The organism is Trichococcus sp. TS_SC_9 (assembly GCF_056156325.1).
Genome location: NZ_CM149591.1, coordinates 1,910,341 through 1,924,539 on the forward strand (window position 1 = coordinate 1,910,341; position 14,199 = coordinate 1,924,539).

12 protein-coding genes are annotated in these 14,199 nt (G+C 47.9%); 8 read left to right on the forward strand and 4 right to left on the reverse strand.

Annotation, left to right across the window (positions count from 1 at the left end; genetic code table 11):
* Positions 1–408: 408 nt before the first annotated feature.
* Genes gcvT through gcvPB form a run of 4 tightly spaced genes read left to right on the forward strand, consistent with a single transcriptional unit; the run spans position 409 to position 4,775 of the window.
* Complete coding sequence (gene gcvT, locus AC0J5I_RS09230; protein ID WP_475299536.1) at positions 409–1,524, forward strand: glycine cleavage system aminomethyltransferase GcvT; 1,116 nt, start codon at positions 409–411, stop codon at positions 1,522–1,524.
* A gap of 58 nt (positions 1,525–1,582) precedes the next feature.
* A complete protein-coding gene (gcvH, locus tag AC0J5I_RS09235) occupies positions 1,583–1,978 on the forward strand; it encodes a glycine cleavage system protein GcvH (RefSeq protein ID WP_475299537.1) in 396 nt (131 codons plus the stop codon).
* Positions 1,979–3,334 (forward strand): aminomethyl-transferring glycine dehydrogenase subunit GcvPA, encoded by a 1,356-nt coding sequence (gene gcvPA, locus AC0J5I_RS09240; protein WP_475299538.1) that lies wholly within the window; start codon positions 1,979–1,981, stop codon positions 3,332–3,334.
* The gene (gcvPB, locus tag AC0J5I_RS09245) at positions 3,327–4,775 is read left to right on the forward strand and encodes an aminomethyl-transferring glycine dehydrogenase subunit GcvPB (protein WP_475299539.1); all 1,449 of its coding nucleotides are present in this window, start codon (positions 3,327–3,329) and stop codon (positions 4,773–4,775) included. The genes gcvPA and gcvPB overlap by 8 nt, the downstream gene beginning before the upstream one ends.
* 73 nt (positions 4,776–4,848) lie before the next feature.
* On the opposite strand, the gene AC0J5I_RS09250 is transcribed toward gcvPB, so the two are convergent.
* Together AC0J5I_RS09250 and AC0J5I_RS09255 are read right to left on the reverse strand one after the other, a co-directional pair.
* The gene (locus AC0J5I_RS09250; RefSeq protein ID WP_475299540.1) at positions 4,849–5,178 is read right to left on the reverse strand and encodes an iron-sulfur cluster biosynthesis family protein; all 330 of its coding nucleotides are present in this window, start codon (positions 5,176–5,178) and stop codon (positions 4,849–4,851) included.
* A gap of 149 nt (positions 5,179–5,327) precedes the next feature.
* On the reverse strand, positions 5,328–5,924 hold the full coding sequence (locus AC0J5I_RS09255) for a DedA family protein (protein ID WP_475299541.1): 597 nt from the start codon (positions 5,922–5,924) through the stop codon (positions 5,328–5,330).
* 272 nt (positions 5,925–6,196) lie between these two features.
* On the opposite strand from AC0J5I_RS09255, the gene AC0J5I_RS09260 reads away from it, so the two are divergent.
* The 4 genes from AC0J5I_RS09260 to gorA are packed head-to-tail and all read left to right on the forward strand — an operon-like array spanning position 6,197 to position 9,346.
* The gene (locus tag AC0J5I_RS09260; protein WP_475299542.1) at positions 6,197–6,775 is read left to right on the forward strand and encodes a chromate transporter; all 579 of its coding nucleotides are present in this window, start codon (positions 6,197–6,199) and stop codon (positions 6,773–6,775) included.
* Complete coding sequence (locus AC0J5I_RS09265) at positions 6,772–7,335, forward strand: chromate transporter (RefSeq protein WP_475299543.1); 564 nt, start codon at positions 6,772–6,774, stop codon at positions 7,333–7,335. Before AC0J5I_RS09260 ends, AC0J5I_RS09265 begins: the two co-directional genes overlap by 4 nt.
* Positions 7,336–7,390: 55 nt before the next feature.
* On the forward strand, positions 7,391–7,966 hold the full coding sequence (locus AC0J5I_RS09270; RefSeq protein WP_475299544.1) for a dihydrolipoamide dehydrogenase: 576 nt from the start codon (positions 7,391–7,393) through the stop codon (positions 7,964–7,966).
* A 30-nt stretch (positions 7,967–7,996) separates the two neighbouring features.
* Entirely contained in the window at positions 7,997–9,346 is a 1,350-nt protein-coding gene (gene gorA, locus AC0J5I_RS09275; protein ID WP_475299545.1) for a glutathione-disulfide reductase, read from the forward strand.
* Between the two features lie 272 nt (positions 9,347–9,618).
* Here the strand turns inward: gorA and AC0J5I_RS09280 are convergent, their stop codons facing one another.
* Together AC0J5I_RS09280 and AC0J5I_RS09285 are read right to left on the reverse strand one after the other, a co-directional pair.
* Positions 9,619–12,291 (reverse strand): cation-translocating P-type ATPase, encoded by a 2,673-nt coding sequence (locus AC0J5I_RS09280; protein WP_475299546.1) that lies wholly within the window; start codon positions 12,289–12,291, stop codon positions 9,619–9,621.
* A gap of 315 nt (positions 12,292–12,606) precedes the next feature.
* Positions 12,607–14,070 carry an NCS2 family permease gene (locus AC0J5I_RS09285; protein ID WP_475299547.1) on the reverse strand — a complete coding sequence of 488 codons (1,464 nt, stop codon included), beginning with the start codon at positions 14,068–14,070 and terminating at the stop codon, positions 12,607–12,609.
* Positions 14,071–14,199: the final 129 nt, after the last annotated feature.

A 14,199-nucleotide genomic window follows, 5' to 3' on the forward strand; every position in this document is an offset into this window, starting at 1 on the left:
AATGATTAAAAATGATTCGTGATTTCCGCCAAAGATGAAAATTTGGCGAGAGAAATCAATTATATCTTTTTAATTATTCATTTTACACATTATTCTGCTTGTTTACAACTACCTTTTTAAGAATCTGTTAATAATTGGGTGAAATGTCGTATTTTGGGCAAAATACGAACTATTTAAGCAGTGTTTATTCGTAATGTAAGCATATTTTTCGTATTTTAAAATGACCCGTGCTATTATGAGAATGGTTTTGCGTTTAATGCGAACAATCTTTCATGAGAGTGTTTTGCCCGTTCTCTATGCTAAAATAGATAACAAAGGGACGTGAAGCGGTTACACATTAATGTGACGGAAACACGAAAAACAGTCGTAAAAAATGCGGAATGCAGAAAAGAAAAGGGGGATTTGTACGTGAGTGAACCAACGATAGGCAAACGCACGCCATTATTTGAATATTATAAAGCGAATGGCGTGAAGCTGATTGATTTCGGGGGATGGGAGATGCCGATCCAATTTTCTGGAATTCTTGCCGAACATGAAGCCGTACGTGAACGCGCCGGACTGTTCGATTGTTCGCATATGGGAGAGATTGAAATATCCGGCGGGGAAGCGGAAAGCTACCTGAATGGATTGCTGACGAATGATGTCAGCGTGATGACCATCGGCCAAGCCCAATACAATATCATGTGTTATCCGGATGGCGGGGCAGTAGATGATATCATCCTCTTCAAAATGGACAAAGAAAGTTACCAGTTGGTCTGCAATGCATCAAACACGGATAAAGTCTATGCGTGGATGCAAGAGAACAACGGATCGAAAGCAATCCTCAAAAATATTTCCGACAGCATCGGCCTGCTTGCCTTGCAAGGACCAGCAGCCATCAAAATTCTCAAGGAAATGTCGGACGCCGATTTGGATGCCATCGGAAATTACCATTTCATCGAGGATCAGGAAGTGGCGGGCATTCCGCATGTCCTGATTTCAAGGACGGGCTATACCGGTGAAGACGGTTTTGAATTGTATTTGGCGAGCGGGCAGACCGCGTCTTTGTGGGAAAAACTTTTGGCAACCGGGGAAGCCTATGGGTTGTTGCCTTGCGGACTCGGTTCCCGGGACACGCTGCGCTTGGAAGCAGGAATGCCTCTCTACGGGCATGAATTGTCGGAGGAGATCACTCCATTGACAGCGGGTCTGGGATTTGCGGTCAGTACGAAAAAAACGAGCGACTTTATCGGCAAAGCGGCTTTGACGGCAATCCGCGAAAACGGACCAACCGAAAAGATCGTCGGTTTCGAAGCAACCGAAAGAGGAATCCCCCGCGAAGGTTACAAGGTCTTTTCCTCGGACGGAGAGGAGATCGGTGTCGTCACATCCGGTACGCAATCGCCGACCCTGAAGAAAAGCATCGGGATGGCCTTGATGAAGTCGGCAGCGGCCGCCATCGGCACAGAAATCCAGATCGAAATACGCAACAAACGCATCCAAGCGACAATCATACCCAAACCATTTTATAAACGAAATAAATAAGCACTCATACTAATGAAAAAAACAATACACCAGCGCACCGCGCGGAAGGATGATTAAAATGGCAGACCACAAAAAATTTTATTACACAAAAGAGCATGAATGGGTAGAAAAAATCACGGATGATACGGTACGCATCGGCATCACGGAACATGCGGCGGAACAACTGGGTGACATCGTTTTCGTGGATTTCGTAGTCGATCTGGATGCGGAATTGGCCAAAGGGGACGAAGCGGTGACGGTCGAATCCGTAAAATCCGTCTCGGAAGTCTACGCGCCGGTGTCCGGCACAGTGATCAAGCAAAATGAAGCTTTGGCTGATGCACCAGAAACCGTCAATGCGGAAGCTTTTGCAGGCGGCTGGATGTACGAACTGCGTTTGAACGATGCCAGCGAGTTGGATGAATTGTTGAGCTACGATGAATACGAAGCCTTCGTGGCCGAGGAGGAAGCATAAATGACTGAGGAGCAATTCCGTTATTTACCGGATACAGCCGAAGACGAAAAGAAAATGCTGGCTGTCATCGGGGTCGAGAGCATGGAAGACCTGTTCACGGATATTCCTGAAGATATCCGTCTGAAAGAGGCGTTGGCGATTCCGGCTGCCGTCTCCGAATCGGAACTATTGAAGCAGATGAAAGATTTGGCCGGTAAAAATGTCAGTGCCGGGCAGATGCCAATCTTCATGGGTGCGGGTACTTACGATCATTACATCCCGAGCGTGGTCGACGCAGTGATTTCGCGCTCCGAATTTTATACGGCCTATACGCCTTATCAGGCGGAAGCCAGTCAAGGGGAGCTGCAGGCGATTTTTGAATTCCAATCGATGATCAGCGAATTGACTGGGATGGAAGCGACAAACTCTTCCTTATATGATGGGTTTGCTTCCTTGAGCGAGGCGGTCGGTTTAGCAGCGGCAGTCACGAAACGGAACGAAATCGTCCTCTCACAGGCGGTACATCCCAATGCTCGTGCCGTCATCCACTCCGCCGCAAAAGGTCGCGGACTGGAAGTCATCGAAGTGTTGATGGAGAAGGACGTTACCAATTTTAACGTCACAAGATGCCTGACGACTCCGGATACCGCGGCGATCGTTGTCCAGTACCCGAACTTCTTCGGATCGGTTGAAGATTTGGCTGTCGTCAAAAAGATTGCCGAAGACAAAGGGGCGCTGTTGATCGTGATGGCCAATCCGTTGGCGTTGGGAATCCTTGAAGCGCCCGGCAAACTAGGTGCGGATATCGTCGTCGGCGACACGCAGCCATTCGGTTTGCCGATGTCCTTCGGCGGCCCGCACTGCGGTTATTTTTCCGTGAATCAAAAGCATATCCGCAAAGTTCCCGGCAGAATCGTCGGCGAAACCGTGGATGCCGAAGGAGAGCGCGCTTTTGTCTTGACGCTCCAGAGCCGGGAGCAGCATATCCGCCGCGAAAAAGCGACCTCCTACATGAGTTCGAATCAAGCCTTGAACGCATTGGCTTCCGCCGTCTGCATGGCGGCCCTCGGGAAGCAAGGAGTCCAGGAAATGGCGCAGCTGAATGTCGACAAAGCGGCTTATTTTGCCCAAGCTTTGCAGGCTAAAGGCTTCGCTATCCTGAACCAATCGCCATTCTTCAATGAATTCGTCATCTATCTACCTTTCCCGGCCGAAGAAGCGAACCAGGCTTTGCTGGAGGCGGGCATCATCGGCGGCTACAGTTTGGCGGAAACTTATAAAAAACCGAATCAGCTGCTGGTTTGTGCCACCGAAAAACGCACGAAGGAAGAAATCGACCGATTCATTGCGGTATTGGAGGGCATGAACCATGCGTAAAACGAAAAATGTGATTTTTGAATTAAGCCGTCCGGGTCGCGTCGGCTACAGCTTGCCGAACAGCGATGTCCCCAAAACGGATTTCAAAGCCAAACTGCCGGAGCATCTTGTCCGCAAACAGCCGGCCGAGCTGCCGGAAATCAGCGAACTACAGCTCATGCGCCATTACACCAATCTATCCCAGGACAACTTCGGCGTGGAAAATGGCTTTTATCCGCTGGGATCCTGCACGATGAAATACAACCCGAAAATCAATGAGGTGACCGCCCGCTTGGACGGTTTCGCCAATATCCACCCGTATCAACCAGTGGAAACCGTCCAAGGCGCACTACAACTGATGCATGAACTGCAGGAAAATCTGGCGGTCATCACCGGAATGGACGGCGTTTCCCTGCAACCGGCAGCCGGAGCACACGGCGAATGGACCGGATTGATGATGGTGCGGGCTTACCATGAGAAAAATGGCGATCTGCAGCGCACGAAAGTCTTTGTGCCGGACAGCGCCCATGGGACCAATCCATCCAGCGCGCATATCGCTGGCTTCGATGTGGTTAGCATCCCATCGACTGCTGAAGGCTTGGTCGATCTTGAAGCCTTGCGCAATGCAGTCGATGATCAGGCCGCAGCCCTGATGCTGACGAATCCGAATACGTTGGGTCTATTTGAGCGCGACATCGTTCAGATTGCCGAAATCATCCATGGAGTTGGCGGATTGCTGTATTACGACGGCGCGAACCTGAATGCCATCCTCAGCAAAACTACGCCGGGCACGATGGGCTTCGATATCGTCCACCTGAATTTGCACAAGACCTTCAGCACACCGCATGGCGGCGGCGGACCGGGAGCCGGTCCGGTAGGCGTAAAAGCTTACTTGAAGGAATTCCTGCCGATCCCGAGAGTTGAGCAGACCGAAGAGGGCTATGTGCTGAATAGCGACCATCCGGCTTCAATCGGCCCGGTCAAAGGCTATTACGGCAATTTCGGCGTCCTTGTGCGGGCGTACACCTACATCCGCACGATGGGTCCGATCGGCTTGCGCAAAGTTTCCGAGAGCGCCGTGCTGCATGCCAATTACCTGCGCAAGCTTCTCGAAAATGACTTCGATACGCCTTATCCGGTCATCTGCAAACACGAATTCGTCCTTTCCGGCAACCGCCAGAAAAAGAGCGGCGTGCGCACTTTGGACATAGCCAAACGCTTATTGGATTACGGCTACTACGCTCCGACTGTCTATTTCCCGCTGATTGTCGAGGAAGCGCTGATGATCGAACCGACGGAAACCGAAAGCAAAGAAACGCTCGATGACTTCGCGGACGCGCTGATCGCGATCGCACGCGAAGCCGCCGAATCACCGGAAAACGTCACACAAGCACCGCATCGCACACCGGTCAGACGACTGGATGAAGTGCGCGCCGCAAGAGTGATAAAGGTGAAGTACTAATTTCCTTTCATAAAAGAACAGCCCCCGCTTATCCTAAAATGGATAGGTGGGGGCTGTTCTGTGTGTATAGGGTTTATTGTGCGACGGTCTGTTCCAAAAGCAGGTTCATGTTCAGGGAGCCACGTTCGCTTTTCAGTTGGAAAGCATGCTTGCTGGCATTAAAGTCAACAACATTGTCGCTGTCGAGGAAAACCAATGCCCATTTTTGGGCAGGCACTGGGCCGATGTTCGTTTCGATTAAGGCATCATATTCTGCCATTCCAGCATCATTGACCTTCAGCATGAAGATGCCGGTGCTTGGGCAGCCGCAATCTTCGCCGACCGCATAGAACAGGCTGATGTCCTTGAGGTCGTAGCGTTTTTGGATTTCCGCGATGGCGGAATCGGTAAAAGTGAATTTCATAATGTAATCCCTTTCTTTCTATATAATTAACCGCAAGTGACCTTTCGGGGAAACTGGCTTATTGGTTGGACTTTCTTACATATAGTATACGATATTTCACCCGAAAAACAAGAAAAGCCATCTTCCGAGTGGAGGATGGCCAGTATTTCTTAATCTGCTTTAACGGTCTGTTTTCTTTTGCGGATATACCAAATGATGACGGCAATTCCGATCATAGCGATAATCACATAAGCGATGTTGGAATAGATATCCATGTAATGGACGATCATTTCCCATTGCGAGCCAACCGCCGCGCCCAAGTAGATCAGGATGGTGTTCCAGATGACGGTACCGACAGTCGTGAACAGAAGGAAAAGGCCAAAGCTCATATTCGCCATGCCGGCTGGTAAAGAAATCAAGCTCCTGATCAACGGCACGAAGCGGCAAAAGAAGACGGTCCAAAAACCGTAGCGATCGAACCACGAATCAGCTTTGTGGATATCCTCATGCGAGATGCGCAGAATGGTGCCGTACTTGTCGACAATCTTATCCAATCGTTCGACATCCAAAAGCGTACCAACACCGTAAAGAATCGCAGCACCTACTACTGCACCGATTGTTGCGGCAACGATCATCAAGGGAATATTGAGATCCGTTGTGGTTGTCATAAAGCCGCCGAAAGTCAAGATGACTTCAGAAGGGATCGGTGGAAAAAGATTTTCGATCATAATCAAAAATGCTACACCGAAGTAGCCAAATTGCTCCATAATACTTTGAATCCAAGCTTCGATAGTGATTCACTCCTCCAAAAATAGTTCTATATTATTCTAATGTTCTAATCTAACTATACACGAAGCAACAGCATTTTCAATTTATTTTGAACATTCTTAAGAAAATCCTATTGGAATGATCGCTGCCTAATCATGCCCGAGACCTGTCCCAACGCGCATTTGTCGATTCGTTCTTTTTACATCGATGGTCAATTTTGGTAGAATCAAAGGTAGATGAGATGAAATTGAAGAAGAGGTGGGGAGAGTCTTTGGCAAATAAAGAAAAGTCAGGCCGATTGTTTTGGATGCTGTTCAAATCAACGTTTGTGCTGAGTGCGTTTACCTTCGGCGGCGGGTATGTGATCGTGCCGTTGATGCAAAAAAAATTCGTGGAAGAACTCAAGTGGATCGAGGCGGATGAGATGTTGGATCTGGTAGCCTTGGGGCAGTCCGCGCCGGGTGCAATCGCCGTCAACACGTCGATTTTGGTCGGCTACCGCATGGCGGGATTGCTGGGGGCATTAGTGACTGTCTTCGGGACGGTTACGCCGCCGCTTATCATCATCACGCTCATTTCCTATTTTTACATGAATTTCCGGGAAAATCCGATCGTGGATGCATTGATGATTGGGATGCAGGCCGGTGTGGCGGCAGTCATCGTCAATGTTGTCATAGGCATGGTCAGCGGCGTAGTCAAACAAAAGGACATCATCAACACCTTGCTGTTGATTGCGGCATTTGTAGCTTCTTACTTTTTCGATGTCCACGTCGTTCTGATCATTTTCTTGGCCGGGCTGATCGGTTTCATCAACCTGAGCTACCATGAGAAGAAAGGGGCGATCAAATGATCTATTTGCAATTATTCTGGTCCTTTTTCCAAATCGGTCTGTTCACGATAGGTGGAGGGTACGCATCTTTGCCGCTGATCCGGAATGAAATTGTCGTGAACCAAGGCTGGCTGACGATGCAGGAATACACGGACATCATCACGATTTCACAGATCACCCCGGGTCCGATCGCCATCAATTCGGCGACTTTCGTGGGCACCAAGGTGGGCGGTTTTGCGGGGGCCATCATCGCGACGCTCGGTACGGTCACGCCTTCGATCATCCTCTCGCTGATTCTGGCATGGGCCTACTATAAGTACCGCGACATCAAAATTATGCAAGGCATCCTCGGCGGGCTCCGGCCGGCTGTAGTGGCTTTGATTGCCGCAGCAGGTTTGGCGCTCTTCGTGGCTGCCTTATTCCAATCAGGCGGTACAGCAATCGGCGGCGTCACCATCAATTTCCTGGCGGTGGCCATCTTCCTGGCGGCACTCTATGCGCTCCGGGCCACGAAAATCGATTCGATTTGGCTGATACTGGTCTCAGGGGCCGTGAGCATCCTCTTCCATTTAATCAGCTGACTGGGTGTATAATCAAAAGATAGCCTTATGCGCTTCATATAGAAAGGAATTTGTCATGACGTCAAATCATACAGATAAAGAGCTTCAGTCCAAAAAGAATTTTCCCAAGAAGTGGCACGGCCTGAAACCGTCACGATTCGCGAAGTACCGCAGTTGGATCAACAGCGGCAGCCCGGGAATCTGCGGAACCTACTGCAGCGCCGTGCTCGTACACGATGCGGTTCTGCATAAATACAAGCATTCCCTAGATAAAGATACGTTGTTGGCGGGTCTGCTGACGGTCGTTGACGAATTTCTGCCTTACAAAGGGACCTTCTTTTGGGATGTGCAGCACGGACTGAAATCCTTGCTGGCGGATATTCCGGATTGGACCGTAAAATCGGGCCTGATTACGGAAAAAATCGTTCCGGCGTTGTTGGATCGCCCGGATCCGGTTCCTGTCATCGTCGGAACGACGCGGCTTTTCAACAGCAAGTACAAGAACCATTGGGTGGTCGTCTATGCATACGGCTACAACGAAGACGGAAAGCTTTTCTATAAAGCATACGATAACCATGGCCGTTATCAGGCTATTTTGCCGGCCTCGCAGACGATCGGTTGTGTCTGGTTGGAAGAAAGAAAAAATAAATAAGAATACATAGATATTATTGGGAGGAACATGATGAGGGAATATGATTTTATTGCCATCGGAGGAGGCAGCGGCGGCATCGCCACGATGAACCGTGCGGCAGAATATGGTGCCAAAACAGCTGTTATTGAAGGGAATTTATTGGGAGGAACCTGCGTGAACATCGGTTGTGTACCGAAAAAAATCATGTGGTATGCGTCCCAAATATCCGAGACGATCCACAAATACGGACCGGATTACGGGTTCGATACTGGAGCGCATAAAATCGACTTCCCGACCTTATTGAAGAACCGGGATGCCTACGTCGAGCGCTCCCGCAACTCCTATCAAGTAGGCTTTGAACGCCGCAATGTCGATGTGATCGAGGGCTTCGCCAAATTTGTCGACAACCATACCGTTGAAGTGAACGGGGAGCTGATCCGCTCCAAACATATCCTGATTGCGACAGGCGCAAAACCGATTCGTCCGCGAATTCATGGCGCAAAACTCGGTGATGTTTCTGATACGTTCTTCGAATGGACCGAACTGCCGGAGAAAGTCGCTGTCGTCGGTGCTGGATACATCGCTATCGAATTGGCCGGTGTTCTGCACAATTTGGGCGTGGATACGCATCTGTATGTCCGCTACGACACACCGCTGCGCAAATACGATGACATCATCATCGAAGGCTTGATGCAGGAAATCGAAAATGATGGACCGACGTTGCACACCCACGCTGTTTCAAAATCTGTTGAAAAGAATGCGGACGGCACTTTAACGCTCCATCTAGAGGACGGCAGAGCAGAAGTTTTCGATAAAATCATCTGGGCGATCGGCCGGACCGCCAACATCGACGGGCTGAACATTGAAGCAACTGATGTTAAAGTCAGCGATAAAAAATTCATCATCGTCGATGAATACGAGAACAGCTCCGTTGACGGCATCTATGCAGTCGGGGACGTAACCGGCAAGAACATGCTGACGCCTGTAGCGATTGCAGCCGGACGCAGACTTTCGGAAAGGTTGTTCAACAACAAGCCGAACGAAAAATTGGACTACGATAACATCCCGACCGTAATCTTCAGCCACCCGCCAATCGGCAGCATCGGATTGAGCGAAAAAGACGCCATAGAGAAGTTTGGCGCCGATCAGGTGAAAGTATACAAATCCACCTTCGCATCTATGTACACGGCCGTTACAGCCTATCGCCAGCTTGTGAAGATGAAACTGGTCTGCGTAGGAGAAAATGAAAAAGTCATTGGCCTCCACGGCATCGGCTACGGCGTCGATGAAATGATCCAAGGCTTCGCGGTAGCCATCAAAATGGGCGCCACCAAAGCCGACTTCGATAACACCGTAGCCATCCATCCCACCGGAGCAGAAGAGTTTGTGACAATGAGATAGGGAAGGATGCACTGTGGTCGCAAGCGACCAAGTGTATCATGTCTCTAAGCGATTAAAAATCGCAAGAGCCATGACAATTCGCGACAGAACGCGCTAGATAACCCGCCAAAACCATTTCGGCGGGCAAACTGGATACACTTCACCGTGAGATAGCCCGCCAAACGCATTTTGGCGGGCTATCTCGCACAGAACCCACGCACCCGAACGCAATAAAGACGAAAAAGAAAACCCCGTCGCAACCAAGTTGCGACGGGGTTTTCCATATTCATTTATTATTCTTTGATTTGGTTCACTTTTTTGTCGTATCCGATACCGCGCAAGATTGCTTTCATAATCTCAACGAATGGGATTACTGACAATGCAGCTGCGACAACAATCATCCATTGCTGGCCAGTCATGTCGTAGATGCCGAAGATTGTGTTCAATCCTGGTGTGAATGCTACCATCAGCATCAATGCTAAGGAAAGCAGGATCGCATAGTTGAACATTTTATTGCCGAACGGGTTAACCGAGAACAATGATTTGAAGACTGACTTACAGTTGAAGGCATGTGACAATTGGATGAATCCTAATGTCAAGAAGGCCATTGCTTCACCAATGTGCAGTTCAAAGCCATAGTAGCCAGTTGCCAACCAGAATACGAACAATGTGATGGCACCTTCATAGATACCTTGGTAAATCATGCTGGCGAATACGCCGTTCGAGAAGAAGTTGGAAGAACGGCCACGAGGTGCTTGTTCCATAACATCTTTCTCAGCTTCTTCCAAACCTAATGCGATAGCAGGGAATACGTCCGTAACCAAGTTGATCCACAGCAAGTGGATTGGTTCAAGGATCTGCCATCCCAAAACAGTAGCGATGAATAATGTTAATACTTCACCCAAGTTAGCGGAAAGCAAGTATTGAACCGCTTTTTGGATGTTTGCGAAAACTTTACGTCCTTCTTCAACCGCGTGAACGATTGTAGCAAAGTTATCATCAGCCAATACCATATCGGAAGCGCCTTTAGATACTTCCGTACCTGTGATACCCATACCGATACCGATATCTGCTTGTTTCAATGATGGTGCATCGTTTACGCCGTCACCAGTCATGGCAACAACTTTACCTTGGTCTTGCCATGCTTTAACGATACGTACTTTGTGCTCAGGAGAAACACGAGCGTATACAGAGTAATTTTGAACCGTGCGCAAGAAATCATCATCAGAGATATCATTCAATTCAGCACCAGTGATGACTGATTTACCAGAAGTGTTTTCATCCAAGATACCTAAACGAGTCGCGATAGCAGAAGCAGTGTCTCTGTGGTCACCCGTGATCATGACAGTGCGAATACCAGCTTTTTTGGCTTGAGCAATCGCTTGTTTAGCTTCCGGACGCTCAGGGTCGATCATACCGATCAGACCGGCAAAGACTAAGTCCGTTTCGACTGCTTCAGTCGTCATTTTTGCAGGTACAGTAGCGACGTTTTTGAATGCCATTGCCAATACGCGCAATGCTTGGATAGCCAAGCTGTGGTTAGTGTCCAGGATTGCATTTCTGTCAGCATCAGTGATTGGTGAAATGACGCCCGCTTTGATGATGTGCGTGCAACGTTTCAACAATTCATCAGGAGCACCTTTTGTAGCGATCATGAATTGGTTGCCTTCAGGGTGGATCGTTGACATCAATTTACGGTCTGATTCAAAAGGAACTTCAGCAACACGCGGCATATCAACTAATTTAGCGGAAAGGTCGAAACCTTTTTCCAAACCATATTGAACCATTGCTGTTTCAGTAGGGTCACCAATCAATGATTTGTCATTGGCGATTTTTGTATCATTCGCGAAGTTCATGATTTTCATGACAGGCAAATCCAAGTCGATGTTTTCATCGGCATCGTGGACTTGGCCATCGTAGTAAACTTTTTCGATCGTCATTTTATTTTGAGTCAATGTACCGGTTTTGTCGGAACAGATGACTTCAGTACCACCCAATGTTTCAACAGCAGGCAATTTACGGACAAGCGCATTTCTGCTTGCCATTTTTTGCGTACCCAATGCCAAGATGATTGTTGTGATGGCAGGCAAACCTTCAGGAATAGCGGCAACTGCTACGGAGATGGAAACCATCAACATATCCAACCAAGGACGGTCATTGAAAACGAATCCGATGATGAACATCAGTACAGCGACGACCAAAATCAAAATTGTCAAAGATTTACCCATTTGGTCTTGGTTGATCTGTAATGGTGTTTTCTTTTCTTCAGCGTTTTGCAGCATGTTTGCGATGTGTCCGACTTCTGTGTTCATCCCTGTAAGGACAACGACACCTTCCGCACGGCCATAAGTAACGTTTGTGCTTGAGAATGCCATGTTCTTGCGGTCACCCAAAGCAGCATCCGTTTCAACGTCACGCAAGTCTTTTTCGACCGGTACAGACTCACCAGTCAAAGCAGCTTCTTCTACTTTAAGTGAATTTACATCGTAAAGGCGGATATCTGCAGGAACAACATCTCCGGCTTCCAATACGATGATGTCACCAGGCACAAGTAATTCGGACTTGACTTGGATGACTTCTCCGCCACGTTTTACGTTAGCAAGAGGTGAAGCCATTTTCTTCAAAGCTTCGATCGCTTCTTCTGCCTTGTTTTCTTGGAAGACACCTAGGAATGCGTTGATGATAACAACAGCTAAGATGATGATAGCATCAGCGATTTCATGACCGATAGTACCAGAAATGATAGCTGCAGCCAATAGAACGAGAATCATGAAATCCTTGAATTGATCCAAGAATTTTTGTAAAGAGGTGCGTTTCTCACCTGCTTCTAGTACGTTTTCGCCATACTCAGCCAATCTCTTCGCGGCTTCCTCTTTCGTAAGTCCACCCCTGGTCGAATTAAGTTCTGTTAAGACTTCCTCTTCCGTTTGCGCGAAGAATGCTTTATTCAGTTGTTCTTTTGACACAGTATTTCCCCTCTCTTGACCTGAATGTAGTAGTGTTAAAATGAAAAGAGACCTATGCATAAAATTGTCCGTCAGACAACACTGTATGCATAAGTCTCACTATTTAAGGTAACACCAGCAGATAGGATTACTCTACTTATTGTTGACGTTACCACAGCCTTGTACTGCTAGTTACTCCCCTATGGAGATATTCAGTTTAACACTCGGATTTATTATATCGACAAAATCATTTAATCGCAACAATTTATTACCGAAAACGAAAACATTTAAAAAAATGGACACATTTCCGATTAATCGGAAATGTGTCCATTTTCATTAAAGCAATGCCAGGATAATGAAGTTAGCCAGGAATAATGCCGAAGAGAACCACACGATCGGGTGGATTTCGTACGACTTTCCTTTTACAACTTTAACAATGCAGTAGAAGAAGAATCCAGCTGCGATACCATAAGAAATGCTGTAAGAAAGACCCATGAAGATGGATGCGAAGAAAGCAGGGATTGCATCTTCCAGATCATGCCAGTTGATTTCCGTAAATGAACCCATCATCAAAATACCAACAAGGATCAAAGCTGGAGCTGTTGCCGCAGCAGGCACAACACCGATCAGAGGTGCGAAGAATGCACTGATGATGAACATGCCGGCAACCACAACCGCAGTCAAACCTGTACGTCCGCCAGCACCGATACCGGCAGCACTTTCTACGTAAGTAGTAGTATTTGAAGTACCGAAGATCGAACCAATGACTGTACCGACAGAATCGGCGAATAAAGCTTTATCCATTTTCGAGCTGAATCCGGATCCTTCTTCAAGCGCTTTTTCATCTTCTTCAGAGAAGATGCCAGTACGACGGCCCGTTCCGATGAACGTACCGATTGTATCGAAAGTGTCGGAGAGGCTGAATGCGAAGATGGTCATCAAAACTAAAGGCAATTGGGAAACATCGGAGAACAAGGACAAAAGGCCTTCTGAACCGAAAGCAGCACCGAATGTTACACCTAATTCGGAAACAGCTGTTGCAAGCGAGTTTGCTTGCAGGCTTGCTGTTGAAATGTCAACAACACCCATCGGGATACCCAACAAAGTAGTCGCAACGATTCCGATTAGGATCGCGCCACGAACGTTTTTGACCATCAGTACAGCCGTGATGACCAAACCGATCAAAGCCAATAAAGCAGGCATTTGCGTGAAATTGACCAAGGCAGGGACGATGCCGCCGCCAGTCATGACTGTTCCTACTCCGCCAGTGAAAGTCTCAGCAGTTGCGTCGTAAGGAGCACCATTGATTGCAGTGATGGTGCTGGCGTCGGAAGTGAATTCCAAGAAGCCGGCGTTTTTGATCCCAATATAGGCGATGAAAATTCCGATACCGCCGCTGATTGCGTGCTGCAGGCTTTCAGGGATCGATTTGATGATCATTTTTCTGATTTTGGTTACTGTGATCAGAACGTTGACCATCCCACAAATGAATACCATGGCTAAAGCTTCTTGCCAAGTGAAACCAAGTGAGAAGACGACAGTGAAAGTGAAGAAGGCGTTCAAGCCCATACCTGGTGCTAAAGCGTAAGGTACGTTTGCGAATAGGCCCATTACCAATGTGCTGACTGCAGCGGAAATGATTGTTGCCAAGAAAACTGCTTGGCTAGGCATCCCTGATAAAGAAAGGATTGCCGGATTGACGAAAATGATATACGACATGGCGAAGAAAGTTGTGATCCCCGCAACGACTTCTGTGGAAACTGTTGTTCCGTGTTCTTTGAGTTTAAAGAAATTTTCCATTTTGAAAAGATCTCCCATCTGAATTTTTTTCGGCAGCGACAGGAAACCGTAACAATAAATGATTTCAGATGCTTTCCTTGCTTACCACTCGACTATTATAACCAATCACACAAAAGCTTGCAATAAATA

Coding starts and splice junctions, on each gene's coding strand:
- gcvPA (WP_475299538.1), top strand. CDS start 1,979: ATGACTGAGGAGCAATTCCGTTATTTACCGGATACAGCCGAAGACGAA.
- AC0J5I_RS09285 (WP_475299547.1), bottom strand. CDS start 14,070: ATGGAAAATTTCTTTAAACTCAAAGAACACGGAACAACAGTTTCCACA.
- AC0J5I_RS09270 (WP_475299544.1), top strand. CDS start 7,391: ATGACGTCAAATCATACAGATAAAGAGCTTCAGTCCAAAAAGAATTTT.
- gorA (WP_475299545.1), top strand. CDS start 7,997: ATGAGGGAATATGATTTTATTGCCATCGGAGGAGGCAGCGGCGGCATC.
- gcvPB (WP_475299539.1), top strand. CDS start 3,327: ATGCGTAAAACGAAAAATGTGATTTTTGAATTAAGCCGTCCGGGTCGC.
- gcvH (WP_475299537.1), top strand. CDS start 1,583: ATGGCAGACCACAAAAAATTTTATTACACAAAAGAGCATGAATGGGTA.
- AC0J5I_RS09265 (WP_475299543.1), top strand. CDS start 6,772: ATGATCTATTTGCAATTATTCTGGTCCTTTTTCCAAATCGGTCTGTTC.
- AC0J5I_RS09250 (WP_475299540.1), bottom strand. CDS start 5,178: ATGAAATTCACTTTTACCGATTCCGCCATCGCGGAAATCCAAAAACGC.
- AC0J5I_RS09255 (WP_475299541.1), bottom strand. CDS start 5,924: ATGGAGCAATTTGGCTACTTCGGTGTAGCATTTTTGATTATGATCGAA.